Origin of the sequence: Pseudoalteromonas sp. APC 3893 (genome assembly GCF_030408095.1) — a bacterium.
GTDB lineage: Bacteria > Pseudomonadota > Gammaproteobacteria > Enterobacterales > Alteromonadaceae > Pseudoalteromonas.
The window spans coordinates 281,508-298,788 of the sequence record NZ_JASDCD010000002.1 but is presented as its reverse complement, the minus strand read 5'-3'; the positions used below and the strand labels follow the sequence as shown (position 1 = coordinate 298,788).

Genomic DNA, 17,281 nt, shown 5'->3' with positions numbered 1-17,281 from the left:
AAATCATCATTGTCAACAATTTACAACAAAATGGTCACCAACAGGACACCCAGTTATGAATAACAGACAACTTACACCACAACAAATTGCTGACTTTCATCGAGACGGCTACGTTATTGCAAAAGGCTATTACGACGAACAAGAAATTGCCCGCTTACAGCAAACCGCCTTTAACGATGATTCGCTATACGAGCGAGCATGGCATAAAAAAGATGCTGATGGTGCAGTAAGTAAAGTGTGTTTATGGCAAAAAACGGGAGATGACTTTTACAGTATGTTTTCCCGTGGTCGTCGTTTAGTTGATGTCTGTGAAACCCTCATCGGTGAAGAGGTTTACCATACCAGCACCAAAATTATGATGAAAGAACCGTTTGTTGGCGGTGCTTGGGAATGGCATCAAGACTTTGGTTACTGGCATCGAGATAACTACATGCTTTATCCTAAAGCGATCAGTTGTATGGTGGCGATTAATAAAGCAACGATTGCAAATGGCTGCTTACAAGTTTTAAAAGGCTCTCATCATTTAGGGCGTTTAGATCACAGCAAAACTGGCGATCAAAAAGGCGCGTGCTTAGAGTTTGTCGAAGAGGCTATGAAATATCATGAGCTGGTTAACGTTGAACTTGAGCCTGGCGATGTGTTGTTTTTCCATTGTAATTTATTACATAAATCCAACCAAAACCGTGCTGCAGAGCCGCGTTGGTCAATGATCTGCGCATTTAACGCAGTTACTAATCAATCGTTTAAAGAAAACGAAGCTGTGTATTATCCGTTAGACCCCGTTAACGACGATGCCATTTTGAACTGGAATCCCGCTTAACTGTTCCTCCGTAATTCTAGCCAAACCAACTCATAGATTGTTAGCCCTTTTCTTGAGTTGGTTTTTTAATTTGGAAAACCAATGATTTGTAGCCTAACTGAAAAACAAAAACAACAACTTGCGCACCCATTCCCTAAAAACGGCCAAGATCCCCACGGTAAAATAATTGGTCATGGTAAATTCAAATATAAAGTAGATGCGCATTGGGGCAAACTCGATCCTAAACAATATCCAATCGAAAATTGCCACGCCATGGTAATGGATTCACAGGGGCGTATTCTTATGATCACTGATAACACGCGCAATAACATTTTAGTTTACTCGCAACAAGGTGAGTTACTAGATGCATTTGGTACACTATTTCCAGGTGGCCATGCTATTAAAATTGTGCAAGAAGGCGAGCAAGAATTCTTATATGTTGTCGATAGCGGCTGGGTTGTCAACCGACATTGGGATGGTCACAGCAAAGAACAATGGGACAGCCCTACCAACAATGTAATACCACAAGCTGGTTTTATCGCCAAAATGACCCTTGACGGCAAGCTTATTTACACGATTGGCCACCCTCAAACCTATGGCGCTTATTCACCTGAGCAACCTTTTCGTCCCACTGATATCGCCATAGCCCCAAATGGTGACTTATATGTTACTGATGGTTACGGCAGCGACTTTTTACTGCACTTTGATAAACACGGCCGCTATATCAAGCACTGGGGTGGGCATGATAACAACGATGACAATTACAACTTACATAATACCCATGGCATCGAGGTGGACTTACGTGATGAAAATAACCCAACTTTGCTCGTAAGCTCTCGGTTTGAGCAATGTTTAAAAGTATTTTCTTTAGATGGCCAATACCTTAAAACAATCAGTGCTAATGGCGCCTATATTGGTGGCCCCGTATTCAAGGGATCAGTTTTTTATGCGCCGGTGTGTTGGTCACACGTTGATAATCGCAATGTCGATGATTCAGGTTTTATTAGTATTTTTGATGAAACAAATAAAATCGTGGCTAACGTAGGTGCGCCGCAACCAGTTTATCTGGACGGCCAACTACAACCGATGCAAACTGATTGGCAAGTATTTAATCATGTGCACTGTATTTGTGTTGATCAAGATGACAATCTTTATGTTGGCCAATGGAACTCGTCAAATAGTTATCCTATGAAGTTAGTAAAACAGAATTAATAATGATAAAAGTGAATACGATCATTGTTTATTGTTAACAATGATCGTATGTTATTCATTCTAGTTTACAACAGGAACAAACTATAATGACAACACCTCGCCCTTCAATAACACTTAATTTAATTGCGCTAAGCTTAGCCTGTGTGTTTGCCAATGGTTGCAGCGATACACATAAAGCACCTGTGCAAGAGCCAGCCGTTAACTCACAAGCAGACCCATTTACTGAGGTAGAAACACTTACTAAGTTGGTTGATTTTTCAGATCAACAACAGCAAGATTGGCTTTTTGATAGTCATACATCCCATCAATTGATTGAGTCTGCAAATAATAAACAATTAGCGTTAAGTTTTTCTGCAAAGGGAAATATTTCTGAACTAAAAGTAGCTCCACAGAGCCCGTGGGACCTGTCAGCATATAATAACTATAACGTGGCTTTTGACGTTGAAAATACCAGCGCCAGCTCAGTACACGTTTACCTTTCAATAGAAAACCCAGAAGGACAACTACAAAGCCGCTCGGTTAGTTTACCGGCGAATTACTCAGGTACTGTCTATTTTCCTTTAGATGGTAAAGAAGCCTTAACCAATACTGGCATGTGGGGAGATGCGCCACCTTGGCAAACAAATGATCGATTAATGGTGTGGCGCTCTTGGCGTGATGACGGTGGCGAATTTACTAAAATTAGCGCAATGAACCTCTTCACTATCGGCGTGTTAGAAGATAAATCAATATTAATTGGCGATATTAAACTCAGAAAAAACCCACCATCCGATCCCAATTGGATGGTCAATATCATCGACAAATACGGTCAATACAGTAAACAAACCAATGCACTGACAATCACCTCTGATGAGCAGCTTAAACGTTTGGCTGATATTGAACTAGCTGAACTTGCAAAATCCAAAGGCATGAGCGACCGCTCTCGATTTGGTGGTTACGCCAACGGACCTAAGTTAGAGGCCACAGGCTATTTCAGAACTGAAAAAGTAGACGGTAAATGGTGGATGGTTGACCCTGAAGGCTATTTATTTTTCTCTCATGGCCCGGCCAACGTTCGCATGGCTAATCTTACCACTATTACCGGCGTAGACTTCAAAGATGATTCTGTACGCAACCGCAGTAGCGATGAGATTACCCCTGAAGATTCGATGGGGATCATTAAAGTCTCAGATCAAGCTCGCCAGAGCCGCTTTGTTACCTCTGATTTACGTCATAATATGTTTCAATGGTTGCCCGATTACAATGAACCACTGAGCGAGCATTACAGCTACCGACGCTCTACACATAAAGGCCCTGTTGCACATGGCGAAACATATAGTTTTTATCGTGCAAATTTACAACGTCGCTACGGCGAAACATCACCTCAGTCATATTTAGACAAATGGCACGAGGTAACACTTGACCGCATGAAAGATTGGGGTTTTACATCATTTGGCAACTGGGTCGATCCAGCTTTTTACGATAAAGAATCAGTACCCTATTTTGCCAATGGTTGGATTATTGGCGACTTCAAAACGCTCTCTGGACATACTAACCATTGGGGGCTGATGCCGGACTTTTATGATCATGAGTTTAAAAAACGCGCTGAAATCACCATTGATGCAATAGCACAAAAGATTAAAGCATCCCCTTGGTGTATCGGTATTTTTATAGATAACGAAAAAAGTTGGGGCGAGCGTGAAGGCAGCGTAGAAAAACGCTACGGGATCATACTCGATGCCCTTTCAAAAGATGCACAGCAAAGCCCAGCTAAACACGCATTTGCTACGCACCTTAAACAAAAGTACAGCTCAATTAATGCATTAAATAAAGCATGGCAAAGTGATATCACTAGCTGGAATGAACTCGACAAGGGCGTTACATTTACCACTTACAGCGATGCACAAATAGCCGATATATCTAAAATGCTAGAAATGCTCGGCGAACAATACTTTAAAGTGGTTAATAGTACGTTAGCTAAAAAGCTCCCTAATCACTTATACATGGGTGCTCGCATGGCTAACTGGGGCATGCCAGATGAAATTATTAAAGCGTCGGTAAAATACTCAGATGTATTGAGCTTTAATATTTATGAAGAAGGTATGCAAGATCATTATTGGCAATTTTTAGAAGATGTCGACCTACCGGTTGTCATTGGCGAATTCCACATTGGTACAGCTACTGACTCTGGCTTATTCAATCCAGGCATTGTCCATGCAGCGAATCAAACAGACCGTGCTGCTATGTATAAAAATTACATGCAAAGCGTACTCGAAAAACCTTACATGGTTGGCGCGCATTGGTTCCAGTATGTTGATGAACCTGTATCTGGCCGAGCCTTTGATGGCGAAAATGCCAATATCGGCTTCGTCACGGGCACCGATATTCCTTACCCTAAAATGATTGAGGCGGTAAAAGAAGTCACATCGACCATGTACGAAAAACGCTACGGTAAATAATACAAACGCTGATATGACCGGCTTTTTTTAAATTAAAGCCGGTTATAAAATATACCCTCTAGTTACACAACCAAGTGCTGCTTTAGGTAATCTTTCATAGTAACATTCAGTTGCCATTGCTCTGTTATTGGTTTATTAGAATTGAATTCATTCGGCATATAAGGCCAAGGACCAAACTCGGGGCAAATATAAAATATTTGCTGACCGCGTGCTTTTGCTAAGTCAATAATCGTTTGCCACCACTGTACATACACATTTAATGTGTCATGCCATTGGCTACTAAAGGGGTCATTCACTTGCGCGGATTGAGTGTGCCCTACTCTTGCATGGATATAGTAGCTCTGCTGCTGGGCTGCTAACAAGGCACCTTGTTGCTCTTCAAGTAAACTTTCACTGACATTGGTCCAGTGAGATAAATCCGCATTTAATTTAAGTTCAGGGTATTGCTTAAGGAAAGGCTCTGTAGCAAAAGCTGCAAAGTTAAACCGTCCTCGGTGAGTCTCATGGGTAATAGTAATACCCAAAGTGCGCTCTAACGCTAAAGCATCTTTAAGTAATAAGCTATTTTGCGCAAAGCTATAAAAGTCTTTCCCGGTATGTGAGTTTATAAACACAGGGTTAAGTGAGGCTAGGAAGCGCAATCGCGCATTAAATTTAGCGCGATATTGCTCAAACGATTCAACGGTTGGTGCAAGCCATTGTTGTGCTACCACAATAAAATTATCTTCACTGGCAGCACGTTTAACTGTTTCAATAAACTCATCATCATCAGGGAAGTTGATTTCAGCCCCGTCAAATCCAGCGTCGGTTACATTGGCAACAAACTTCTCTGCTGCTATCCCTTCAGAGCCCCAGTATGGGCATAAAAATTTTAGTTCCATATTCTTTTCCTCATAAATTAAATGGGCTCATCAAACATTGCAGCTTTGTGTTAGGCACGATACACTTAAAACATACTTTGTTAACAATAAACTATATGTCTAAGCCTGCAATCTATTGCGAGCCATTTACCATAAAAGATGGCTACGATTTTGAAATTCATCACGTGAGCTACCTTCAACACGATAGCTACTCGTGTTTTATGCATTTTCACCAAGTTCATGAATTTATTTTTTTTGAACATATTGATGGCACTTATTTCTATCATCAGGGCGAATCAAAACTATCAGACTATGACGCCGTATTTACCCCTGCTATGGAAACTCACGATTTTGAGCTTAAACCTCGCTCTAAGTCTTGGTATATAGTGCAATTTATGCCACAACAGTTAAATACTGAGGCTTTGCGCGAATTTAATGAACTGTTAAAGACCGGATTACACCTTAGCTTTTCTGTTGCAGTACAAAAGAAACTTCACAATTTATTAGCGTGGTTACTCAGTGAATATAATGAAAATCCAACAAGTAAAACCTGTAAGCAATTATTTAATAGCCTCATCACGCTCGTTTGCGAATATGGTAAAAATGGAACAGAAACAGTTAAAAAACCGCGCTCTAGTTCCGCAAGCTTTAAAAAGTTAATACCAATTATTGATGTACTAAAAACCAATGCCGGCATTAACTTTTCGTTGGAGCAAGCAGCCGATATGTGCCATTTATCTCCGTCTTATTTTTCTCGCGTCTTTAAAAAGCACTTCCGTATACCCTACTCTGATTACCTTATTCAACATAAGCTATATAATGCAGCGCGGTTATTAGGCCAAAGTGATATTTCAGTGACTGATATTGCTTATGACTTAGGTTTTTCTAGTCCTTCCTATTTCATTAAGCAATTTAAGTTTCACTTCAAAGTCACCCCACACCAATATCGCCAACAACTTCGCTGACAAGCACAATTATGTGCTTTGCAACAACGTTTTACTCAATGCTGTTGCGGTATCCTTTAGTAACGACTTATTGACCGACACTCGCTGCTTTATTGCTTGAGTGCCCAATACATAAGCTTTACTGCTATTAACGGCTTCAACACATAGCAAGGTGTCATCATGAAAATACCAAACAGAAAACTGCTCTTGTGTTTCTTCACGGACAATTAACTCGTTATACCCTTGTGATAAACCGACAATTTGTAGTTTGTATTGGTATTGATCGGACCAAAACCAAGGCACAGCCGATGGCCCTTGCTGATTTTTGGCAATAAATAAGGCTGCGGATTTTGCTTGATCAACGGCATTTTGCACTGACTCTAAACGGATCCAACGATTATAAAGTGTACTAAAATGACGAGTGCAATCACCGATAGCAAAAATATCTGGGTGAGATGTTTGGCAAACATCGTTTACTTTAATACCCTGCTCAACCTCTAACCCTGCTGAGCTTGCCAATTGAGTATTTAGTTTTACACCCACTCCCACTAAAATAAAATCTGCGGGGTATTGAGTGCCATCACCGCATACCACGATGTGTTTATTGCTTTGGTGTTTTATTTCGACTACGTCTTTACTGGTTTGTAAACTAACACCTTTCGTTTTATGTAATTCAGTTAAAAAATCAGACATCACCGCTGAAGTCACGCGGGATAATATTTTGTCTTGTTTTTCAATCACAGTGACATTGGCACCTAATGACACAAAAGACGATGCAGACTCAAGCCCGATATAACCGTCCCCAATAATCACTACTTGTTTATCGCGACTGCTATTAAGTGCATTTTTTATCGCTTTTGCATCGGCAAACGTGCGCATAGCAAAATACTGATTATTTCCTGCATCATCAACGGTTTCATCCAACCCGGTAATGGGAGGAATAAACGCTGAGCAGCCAGTGGCTATAACAAGCTTGTCAAATGAAATGAATCGACCACACGCTAATGTAATGACTTTTTCTTCACCATCGATAGCCGTTACCGTTTGTCCTAAACATAGCTCTAAGTTATTATCTGTGTAGGCTTTTTCTGCCTTTAACGGGGTTGATACAGCTTCACTTGCTTGTAAGGTTTTTTTAGATAATGGCGGCCTGTGATAAGGTAATTCAGGGTCGCTATCTATGAGTGTAATACGCCCAAGCCAGCCTTGTTGGCGTAAATTAAACGCAAAGTTAACCCCTGCGTGGCTAGCACCTATTACCACTGCATTTGAGTCCATGTCGTTTTGCTCTGTAAATGTATTTTGCATGAGAGTTTACCGATTAATTCGCAACAACAAATGTCATGCCATCAATGTCGTCAGACAACTCAATTTGACAACATAAACGGCTATACTCTGTCACGTTATCGTCAAGTTCTAGCATATCGCTTTCAATTTCCTCTGCTGCACCCACTTTTTCAAAATCCTCAGGGGCAACATAAATATGACAAGTTGCACAAGAGCACACCCCGCCACAATCGCCATCAATACCCGCAACACCATTCGCCGCGGCTAACTCCATTAATGAACCATTACTACCTTCAACTTCAACTGCGCCATTGGTTTTGGTCATAAATATTACTTTTGCCATGAGTAGATTCCTCTCGATCTTATTACACTTGCTATAGTGTGTTATTAAATTAATTATTTTGCTTTCAGGCTGACTTGGAAGCTGTTAAAACCCACTTTTCTTGAGAACTCACCCAGCTTTTCGATATTTTCATCTGCTTTTAAGGTGTCTATGCTGGCTACTTTACTTGCTAGGGATAACACTAATTGACGTAATAATTGTCGTGCATGAGTGGCCCCTAAACAGTTGTGATGACTAAAGCCAAAACTTACATGGGGGTTTACTTTACGGTCAAAATCAACATTATCTGGATTCTTAAAAATGTTTTCGTCACGATTCGCTGATGCCCAGCACAGAGATATACGGCTATCTGCTTTTATTGCATGCTCGCATAATTGAGTATCTTCGGTTGCAACACGTCCCATCTGTGTTAGTGGCGAGAAGTAACGAATAAGCTCTTCAACAGCGCGATTTACAATCTCAGGCTCGTCATGAATACGCTGTAAATCATTGATGTTTTCGCTAAAGTAAGCAATTGAATTTGTTATAGCGTTAATAACGGTATCGCGGCCACCAGCAAATGTTAAAATCATCACTCCTTTTACTTGCTCTTTTGTCATTGTTTTACCATTAACTTGCGCAGCCAATAATACTGAGTACAAGTCGTCACTAGGGTTAGCAATCGCTTTATCTATTTCATTATCTATATAGTCATAAAGAATATTGGCTTTATCGACGTCTAGGTCGCTGTCTTCACTTCTAAATACGTGAGTTCCCCAATCAATCCATGTTTGTGCTTTATCCATCGCTGTATTAAGTAATAAAGTTAATGCTTTTGATTGCAGCGGTAGTGCAAATTCACTAACAATATCGAGTGATTTAGCATTTAGTGCCTTCTCGATTGTCTCGTCGATGATCTGTTGTAAACTAGCCTGATATGGCTGTTCAAGTGGACGTTTAAACCATGGGTTTAGTAATTCACGAAAACCACCATGCTCAGGTGGGTCAACTTCAAAAGGAATTTGTCGGGTTTCACGAATGGCAACTTCCGAAGGAATAACAATGCGACCAGGTTTTGCACCTGATTGAAAAACAGCACAGTTATGCGCGGCTTTTCGTACGTCTTTTAAGCCTAAGACCATATTTACGGGATCATTTTGGTCATCCATTTGGCCTATTCCTGCTGTAGTGCGTTGCGCTTTAAATGCATCAGGAAATTCACTCACCTTTGTGTTTTTTGTTGTCATGACTTAATACCTTCACCCTAAAATATAAATTTGATGAACCATACTAGTCCGTTATTTTTGCTCAAAATACACAACTAACGCTTAAAAATGGTAATTTCATGTCCTATTTATTTTTTGTTAAAAAACCACAAGCACAAAAAAGCCGATGCACTGCATCGGCTTTAGGTGGGCAAATGTGAGAGAATCCACCCTACCTAATTACTTCTCATTCAAATATACGGTTTTCTTCTCAAGATATTGCTCTAAACCATATTGGCCGTCTTCACCGCCCATACCGCTCATCTTCCAACCGTTATGAAAGCCTTGATGTTGCTCACCTAAACCACGGTTAACATACACTTCGCCTACTTCCATCTCTGCAATTGAGCGATGAATATATTTCATTGATTGCGTATATAAATACGCTGACAAACCATATTCACTGTCGTTAGTGTAGGCAATGGCTTCATCAATGCTGTTGATTTTGATGATTGGCAATACCGGACCAAAGGTTTCTTCATGTACCAAAATATTATCTTGTTCAACATCAACTAGTACCGTTGGTTCGTACCAATTGCCGCCTTCAAAGCCTGCTATTGTGGCTACTTTACCACCGGTAGCAAGCTTTGCGCCTTGGGCAATGCCTTTTTCAACAATTGAATGAATATTATTAATTTCGCTCTGGTTAACTTTAGGGCCCATATCTGAACTTGCATCCATCGGGTCGCCTACTTTTAACGCTTTAACTTTAGGAATAAACTTTTCAATAAAGCTGTCGTAAACATCGCTATGCACATATAAACGCTCGGCGCAGGTACATACTTGTCCACAGTTGGCAAAACGCGCAGCAACTGCATCATCTACTGCTTTATCTAAGTCAGCATCTTCCATAACAATAAACGGGGCTTTACCACCTAGCTCTAACATAACAGGAGTTAGGTTTTTACCACTGGCTTGGTGAATAATTTGTCCAGCACGGGTACTGCCTGTCATCGTAATCAGCTTAGTTAGCGGGCTTTCACATAAATGCTGACCAACTACTGAGCCAGTACCATTTATAATGTTTAGTACACCCGCTGGAATACCTGCTTGGTTAGCAAGTTCACCTAGTTCCATGGTTGTTAATGGTGTTTCTTGTGTTGGCTTAATAACAATACTATTACCAGTAATAAGGGCAGGACCAATTTTACGACCAGCTAATGCCAGCGGAAAGTTCCATGCTGTAATAGCCACAACCACACCACGCGGTACTTTATGTATATAAATTTTTTCGTTTTCGTGATCAGAAGGAATGACATCCCCTTTAATTGTTAACGCGTTATCACACGCATATTCAATAAAGGTTGCTGTGACGTTCGCTTCCATACGGGCAACGTCAATCAATTTACCTTGCTCTTGTACTAATAACTCAGCCAAGCGCTCATTATTATCACGAATATTTTGTGCAAACCGGCGTAATATTGTCGCGCGCTCTCGTGGTGTTTTTTGTGCCCATTGAGTTTGTGCAACTGTTGCGGTTTCAAGCGCTTGTTGAGCATCTTCAATGCTGCCTTTAGGAATAGTCCCTACTTGTTCACCCGTACTTGGTGACAGCACAGAAATAGTTTCACTATTTGATGAGCTAACATACTCACCGTTGATAAAGTTTACGTTATTTTTAATTGTCATTTTTTATCGTCCCATCCAGCCGCCATCAACTAGCAGTACGCTGCCGTTCATGTAGTTTGAGGCGTCTGATGCTAAAAATACAGTCGGCCCTTTAAAGTCATCGGGTGTACCCCAACGACCTTGCGGAATTCGCTCTAAAATAGATTTTGCGCGATCAGCATCATTTCTGAGTGCTTCGGTATTATCGGTGGCAATGTAACCTGGTGCAATAGCATTAACGTTAACGCCTTTACTCGCCCACTCGTTAGCCAATGCTTTAGTTAATTGCCCAATCGCACCTTTACTTGCTGCGTAGCCAGGTACAGTAATACCACCTTGGAAAGTAAGCAATGACGCAGTAAAAATTATTTTACCTTGGCCACGCTCTACCATTTCTTTACCAAACTCACGGCTTAGAATAAATTGTGAGTTTAAATTAATCTCAATGATTTTATCCCAATATTCATCGCTGTGTTCAACGGCTGGGTCACGTAATATTGAGCCGGCGTTGTTCACTAAAATATCGATTTGCGTATGATTGCTTTTCACCTCATTGATAAAGCTATATAAGCTTTCTCGTGATGAAAAGTCACATTGATAAGCATAAAAATTCTGCCCACGCTCCAACACTTGCGTTTCTACATCTGAGCCTGACTTTGCTAAGCTTGCTGATACACCTATGATATCGGCACCCGCTTCTGCTAATGCAAGTGCCATTGCTTTACCAATGCCTCGGCTACACCCGGTGACTAACGCTGTTTTACCTTTTAAGCTAAATTTATCTAACATGATTTGTTCCATTACTTAGTTTGGCAAGATACAAGGGCTTTCATACCCGTTGGATTGTTATCCATACTGGCAAATGCAGTACTAATATCTGCAAGCTCACTGACAGAGGTAATAAATGGTTCTAAGTCAATTTGGCCAGTAGCAACTAAATCAATCGCCATTTCAAAGTCAGCATCTTCGTATACACGAGCACCAACCAGCTCTAACTCACGCCAGAAAAATTGAAATAAATCGACTGGCGGTTTTTGTGAGTGGATAGCAACCATACAGATGCGGCCACGCACAGCTGCAATTTGGGTCATGGCTTCAACTGCCGGTTGCACACCCGATACTTCAAAAACAACATCAGCACCTTTTCCATCTGACCATTTTGATACATATTCTTGTAAGTCTTGCTCAAGTGGATTAATTGTTTCGATATCAAAACGTGATGAGAACTTACGACGGTCATTATTTACCTCAGAGATAAGTACATCAGCACCCACACTTTTAGCCACCAGTGCGACAAGCTGACCTATTGGGCCGCCACCAATAACAACCGCTTTTTCGCCGGCTTTTAAACGAGAACGTGAAATATCATGGCAAGCAACCGATAACGGTTCGATCAGTGCGCCTTGCTCAAGAGATACGTTATCAGGTAATTTATGAATAGTACGGGCTTTTACAGTCCAAGAATTTTGAAACGCGCCTACTGAGTCAATACCCATAAACTTAAGGTTATGACATATGTGTTCATGACCTGCATTACAGGCTGGGCAATCACCACAATGATCCAAAGGTCGCACAACTACTCGCTCGCCTACTTTTAAATGTGTAACCTCACTGCCAAGCTCAGCGACAACACCTGAAATCTCATGACCTATGGTGTGTGGTGGGTTTACACGTTGATCCATTACACCATGGTAAATGTGCATGTCGGTACCACAAATACCAACAAAACCAACATCTAAACGAACTTCATCTGCTTGTGGCTTTATCGCTTGACCTGCAACGATACGAAACGATTTATTACCAATATATTCTGCTGCTTGCATAGTGATACCTTATGATTGTTTTACTAAATGTGGTTTAACTAATTGCGCGTCAAACTCTACGCCAGTACCGATAATATCTGGGGCGCAGGCTTTACCATTATCATCAAGTTGTAACGGTCGCGTTGTGTATTCATCAATCGGGAACGAGTGAACTTCTAAAAATCCCGCATGAGGTTGTGAAGCCAAAAGCGATACATGTAATTCATGCATACCATGGCTACAAATAGGTAAGTTGTGGGTATAAGCTTGGCTTGCTACGTGCAGCCAGCCCGTGATACCGCCAATGTTAGAGGCATCAGGTTGTAAAAAGCCTAATTTGGCTTGATCAATTGCATAGCCAAATTCATGCAAAGTGTGCAGGTTTTCGCCCATCGCTAAAGGAATTGATGTCGCCTGTGCTATACGTGCAAAACCTTTGTAGTCATCAGGAATGGTTGGTTCTTCAAACCAAGTAATATCAAATTTTTCAATAGCTTTGGCAAAACGAATTGCATGCTCTACGTTCATTGAGTAATTAGCATCGACCATTAATGTTCTGTCATCACCAATCAACTGCCTGACAGCTTCAACGCGAGCAACGTCTTCTTTATAGTCTTCTTTACCAACTTTGATTTTAACGGCGTTAAAGCCACGCTCTAGATAGCCTTGAATATTCGCCAGCAGCTTTTTCTGATCAAAATTAAGGTCAATTCCACCAGCGTAGCACGCTGTTTTATCGCTATGACCACCAGCGACTTGCCACAGTGGTGCTGATAACCGCTTACATTTGATATCCCACAGCGCAATATCAACTGCAGAAATAGCAAAGCTTAATAAACCACCGCGACCAACATAATGCAGATCCCACTGTAATTTATCCCAAATTGACATGATGGCTGATGAGTCAGCGCCAATTAAGCCTGGTTTAATTTCATCATTTAATAATGAATAAATAGCACGGCCACCTTTGCCACCTGTGTAGGTATAACCCATGCCTTCATAGCCGTCGTTTGTCATGATGCGCACAGCAATCACTTCAAAATGGGTATGATCTCCATGTTTAGCATCACTTAACACCTCAGCCAGAGGAATTTGATAATACTCCACCTTTACGCTTTTTATTTTTAGTAATGAATTTCTCATCTAGCCACCAAATTAGTTTACATGATACTATCTATTGTTAACAATCTACAACAATGCCAATTTATTGTAAAGGATATATAGTTAATAAAATGAAAATAACTTAACGCGGAAATTTGCTTTAGAATGAAGCGCGAGCAAGTTAATCAACTGACTTGACTTGCTCTATGAGTTGTAATGGTGAGCCTTAGTAGCTTAATTCTTTAATGAGAGCGCCAACAAGTGTTGATGTGCAGTGATATACACCCGATTTTGCTGAGCATTAAAGGCTAAATTGGCACTGATGTGAGGAAGCCTTACCCGTGCCAATAACGTCCCTTGTTCATCAAATAGCCAAAGTCCGTTAGGACCGGTTGCAAAAATAATCCCGCTATCCGCGTGTATTTTTAAGCCATCTGGCAAGCCATGACTATCCGATGTAACAGCAGGCAATTGATACAGTAACTTTTTATTTATTACCGTCCCGTCTTTATGCAATTTGTATTGATACCATGCAGGCTTTTGCGGATTGGATGCCGCTACATACAAGGTGCTTTCATCCTTTGATAACGCAATTCCATTTGGGTAAATTAATTGCTTATCAAGCACCCTGAGTTGGCCTTTTGCATTCAATGAATATACCCCTTGGAAGCTTAGCTCTTTAGCGGGATCATCAAGTTGCTTAGCAAGCCCATAAGGGGGATCACTAAAAAATAGAGTACCTTGCTGATCATAAATACCATCGTTAGGGCTATTGAGCTGTTGCCCTTGATAACGACTCACTAATTCGCGGTAGTTTGTTTTAGGATCATTAACCGAGGATGCCATAGTGACAATTTTTCGTGAGCGAGATTGCAATAACACCAACTCATTTTGGTTGTTCATAACTAGGCCATTTGAGTAACCACTATCTGCTAAATAAAGGTGCACACCTTGGTCAGGCTGATAGCGATAGACTTGGTGGGTGGGAATATCTGAAAACAACAAATACCCTTCGTCTTCAACCCATACTGGCCCTTCAAGCCACTCAAAGCCGGTAGCCAGTGTTTCGATTGGTGCATCTAAATTTAAAACCTGCAACGCCCTGTTATCGTAGACTTCATACGGGCCTTGTTTTATCATTGGCTCTGCATCTACAGCGGTGCTAATAAGCACAGCTGTAAGCACTACCCAAGCCTGAATATAACTAGTTAACATTATTTGTATACCTGCGTTGATAAAGTTGCTGATTAACTTCCTTAGCAGCATTTACAAGGGGCATGTATGGAATATCTGCCACATTAACAAAGCCAACGTTATAATTTTCGCCATCATAGGCACGCCCTGTTAATGGCGAATCTATGTATTGAAACCAATGCGCTCCGACAAAATATGGGTTATCGATAACACTCTTCATGTATTGTTGATACTTAACGCCACGCTCATGTTGTGACTGAGTATGAATAAGGCCTGGGTTTAATAGCCCAGAATCTAACGCACCATTGTGAAATTCACCAATAATACTGGGCTTATCAAGTACGGCTAAAAAATCCCAAAAATCATCATTTAAGCCTTCACGGTAATAATTATAACTCATTACATCTGCGTGCTCGCTCGCAGCTTGTCGGATCTCAGGTGTCATGCCCCAATCAGCAAATCGCGCACCCATGTATAGATGATTAGGCATGTGCTTAGCTGTCGCTTGCTCAACAACGGCAAAATATTGTTTTGCGTAGTGGTATAACATCACTGAAAAATCGGCTTGTACCGCTTCGTTGATATCATGGATAGCCACCCCTGAAGCAAATTCCTGCCAAGATGAAATATTAGTTTGCCAGTTCATATTTAATGCTGATATGTCTTGATACTTTTCTTTCATCAGTGACACAAATTCAGCTTTTGTCGGGCTTTGCTTTGCATTAACAGTTAATGTGTTGATCACTAAACCATATTGCGAATTAACTGAGCCCATCATGCCCCAGCTCTTTTCGTTATCTATAAATACGCCAACACACCATGGGTTATTTTTAACTTGCGCGGCGAGTGTTGCTAACGTCGCATCAGCGCGTTTAATAAATTCAGGATCAAAGGGGTCTGGTAGTGGGCTCCAGTAATCGTTGCCACTGCTAACGGTTTTAAAGTTACCAATGATCCAAGCATTCGCAAAATAGGGCATGCGATCTTCTTGGTAAAAATCCTCATCAATCCAGTTACCGAACGAGGTAAAACCCCATGTGAGCATACGATCAATGGTGGACTCTCGCCATTTTTGCATCAATACTTGTTCGTTTTGAGTTTCATATTTGCGTTGTAAATTAGCTCTATAAAAACTGAATGTTTCGCCTTTTTTTAACGCACCACTGTGAACCTCACGGCGATATCCATAATTATCTGCGAGTGGGTCATCAACAGCGGGTAGCCAATTAAACATATTTGATCTTAATTCTGAGCTAACATAACGTGATGGCCATGCCGATTTAGGCGCAGGGTTTAAACCAATCGAATCTTCAGGTGTTAAATCACCGGGTTCTCTTTGTACTATGTATTTTTGATCAAAGTCGAAACCTGTAATAGTAGTGGTATTGGCTAAGCGTACATTGGCAATACCGGTTGAAAAAAATAAATAGCCTTGAGGGTCAACTAGGCTCCATTTCCCATTGTACTTTTCGGTCCTAAAGTAGCCTGTAGCCTGCAGTTTTGGCCCCTGCTGCCATCCACCGAACTTAGAGCGACCAGCTAAAGGGACTTTGCTAAGGTTAGCTTGCTCTTGTTTTGAAACCGCAACTAACTGCTCAATTGAAGACACTTTATTGGCAAAATCACGCTTGGCGTTTTGGCCAAACTTATCCACTAAGCCTACTAGGTACTCGGTATCAAAATTTGTTGGCTTTATTAGTCTTACATTATCAATGAATAATTGTTTGTCTTCTAGTAAGCCCTTAGTGCCAAAGCTCACTTTTATGACCTGGCTGACATCAATATTTTTTGCACCACCTCGATACAATACCGGTGTGTAGCTGCTTTGCCAACTTGGAGGGTGAGAGCGTATACCCGACTCTATATTTAAATCAACGCCTTTTAATTCAATATAATAAGTATTAGTTGATTCGCTGGGCACCACTACACTGCGGCTTTGCGCTTTGCCAGTTTTATCGATTGTTTTTATATATAACTGGGTAGACACTTTATCAGGGTTTTCAATATCTAAAGCAAAAGCGAAATTACCTAAAGCTTGCCAATTCCAAGTTTGGTTATTTACAAATTCAATATCACTTTCGTGATGCGTTTTTGCAGCAAATGTAACCTTTAATTTATGGTTGCCTTGGCGTTCAATAAGGCTTGTAGTGGCATTGTGACTTTTTAAAAATGGCTGATAGTCAGCTTTTTCAAAATCCCACAGCATGTGTTCTTTTTGTATAGTATTACTAAGCTTTGTGCTTTCTTTGGGTTGATTATTAGTACAGCCGACAAGCCCAGTGCCTAACAATAGAGCTATTGGGATATAAATGGTTTTATGTGTGTATTTCATAGCAAGCCTATTCTTTTATTATTAAAGAACCGCTTTTGTACAAAAACGGTTAGGTACTATGTTGAATAATTACACAACACAAAATAAATAACAATTAATTGTCAACAATACACTCAA

General features: G+C 40.8%; 14 protein-coding genes. 4 read left to right on the top strand and 10 right to left on the bottom strand.

Features of this window, described 5'->3' with window-relative positions; genetic code table 11:
- The first annotated feature begins 55 nt into the window (after window positions 1-55).
- From QMA12_RS05365 to QMA12_RS05355, 3 genes are all read left to right on the top strand, one after another.
- Complete coding sequence (locus QMA12_RS05365) at window positions 56-820, top strand: phytanoyl-CoA dioxygenase family protein (RefSeq protein ID WP_290208993.1); 765 nt, start codon at window positions 56-58, stop codon at window positions 818-820.
- Window positions 821-901: 81 nt separating this feature from the next.
- Window positions 902-2,011 carry a 6-bladed beta-propeller gene (locus tag QMA12_RS05360; protein ID WP_290208992.1) on the top strand — a complete coding sequence of 370 codons (1,110 nt, stop codon included), beginning with the start codon at window positions 902-904 and terminating at the stop codon, window positions 2,009-2,011.
- Between the two features lie 86 nt (window positions 2,012-2,097).
- Window positions 2,098-4,449, top strand: a complete 2,352-nt coding sequence (locus QMA12_RS05355; protein WP_290208991.1) for an agarase — start codon at window positions 2,098-2,100, stop codon at window positions 4,447-4,449.
- A 62-nt stretch (window positions 4,450-4,511) separates the two neighbouring features.
- Here QMA12_RS05355 and QMA12_RS05350 read toward each other — a convergent pair whose 3' ends face one another.
- Window positions 4,512-5,330: a hypothetical protein gene (locus QMA12_RS05350; RefSeq protein ID WP_087533940.1), complete on the bottom strand. Its 819-nt coding sequence runs from the start codon at window positions 5,328-5,330 to the stop codon at window positions 4,512-4,514.
- A gap of 95 nt (window positions 5,331-5,425) precedes the next feature.
- On the opposite strand from QMA12_RS05350, the gene QMA12_RS05345 reads away from it, so the two are divergent.
- On the top strand, window positions 5,426-6,274 hold the full coding sequence (locus QMA12_RS05345; RefSeq protein ID WP_176372573.1) for an AraC family transcriptional regulator: 849 nt from the start codon (window positions 5,426-5,428) through the stop codon (window positions 6,272-6,274).
- A gap of 9 nt (window positions 6,275-6,283) precedes the next feature.
- Here QMA12_RS05345 and QMA12_RS05340 read toward each other — a convergent pair whose 3' ends face one another.
- The 9 genes from QMA12_RS05340 to QMA12_RS05300 all read right to left on the bottom strand — a co-directional run bounded on the left by QMA12_RS05340 (window position 6,284) and on the right by QMA12_RS05300 (window position 17,164).
- Window positions 6,284-7,561 (bottom strand): FAD-dependent oxidoreductase, encoded by a 1,278-nt coding sequence (locus tag QMA12_RS05340; RefSeq protein WP_290208990.1) that lies wholly within the window; start codon window positions 7,559-7,561, stop codon window positions 6,284-6,286.
- Window positions 7,562-7,574: 13 nt separating this feature from the next.
- Window positions 7,575-7,883, bottom strand: coding sequence for a 2Fe-2S iron-sulfur cluster-binding protein (locus tag QMA12_RS05335; RefSeq protein ID WP_290208989.1), 309 nt, complete (start codon window positions 7,881-7,883; stop codon window positions 7,575-7,577).
- Between the two features lie 53 nt (window positions 7,884-7,936).
- Window positions 7,937-9,109, bottom strand: a complete 1,173-nt coding sequence (locus QMA12_RS05330; RefSeq protein WP_290208988.1) for a cytochrome P450 — start codon at window positions 9,107-9,109, stop codon at window positions 7,937-7,939.
- A 198-nt stretch (window positions 9,110-9,307) separates the two neighbouring features.
- Window positions 9,308-10,756, bottom strand: a complete 1,449-nt coding sequence (gene aldA / locus QMA12_RS05325) for an aldehyde dehydrogenase (RefSeq protein ID WP_290208987.1) — start codon at window positions 10,754-10,756, stop codon at window positions 9,308-9,310.
- A 3-nt stretch (window positions 10,757-10,759) separates the two neighbouring features.
- On the bottom strand, window positions 10,760-11,524 hold the full coding sequence (locus QMA12_RS05320) for an SDR family oxidoreductase (protein ID WP_087533956.1): 765 nt from the start codon (window positions 11,522-11,524) through the stop codon (window positions 10,760-10,762).
- Between the two features lie 11 nt (window positions 11,525-11,535).
- Window positions 11,536-12,558, bottom strand: coding sequence for an alcohol dehydrogenase catalytic domain-containing protein (locus QMA12_RS05315; protein WP_087533945.1), 1,023 nt, complete (start codon window positions 12,556-12,558; stop codon window positions 11,536-11,538).
- A 9-nt stretch (window positions 12,559-12,567) separates the two neighbouring features.
- Complete coding sequence (locus QMA12_RS05310) at window positions 12,568-13,680, bottom strand: mandelate racemase/muconate lactonizing enzyme family protein (protein ID WP_087533946.1); 1,113 nt, start codon at window positions 13,678-13,680, stop codon at window positions 12,568-12,570.
- Between the two features lie 192 nt (window positions 13,681-13,872).
- Complete coding sequence (locus tag QMA12_RS05305) at window positions 13,873-14,853, bottom strand: SMP-30/gluconolactonase/LRE family protein (RefSeq protein WP_087533947.1); 981 nt, start codon at window positions 14,851-14,853, stop codon at window positions 13,873-13,875.
- The gene (locus tag QMA12_RS05300; RefSeq protein WP_290208986.1) at window positions 14,843-17,164 is read right to left on the bottom strand and encodes an agarase; all 2,322 of its coding nucleotides are present in this window, start codon (window positions 17,162-17,164) and stop codon (window positions 14,843-14,845) included. Before QMA12_RS05300 ends, QMA12_RS05305 begins: the two co-directional genes overlap by 11 nt.
- Window positions 17,165-17,281 lie beyond the last annotated feature (117 nt).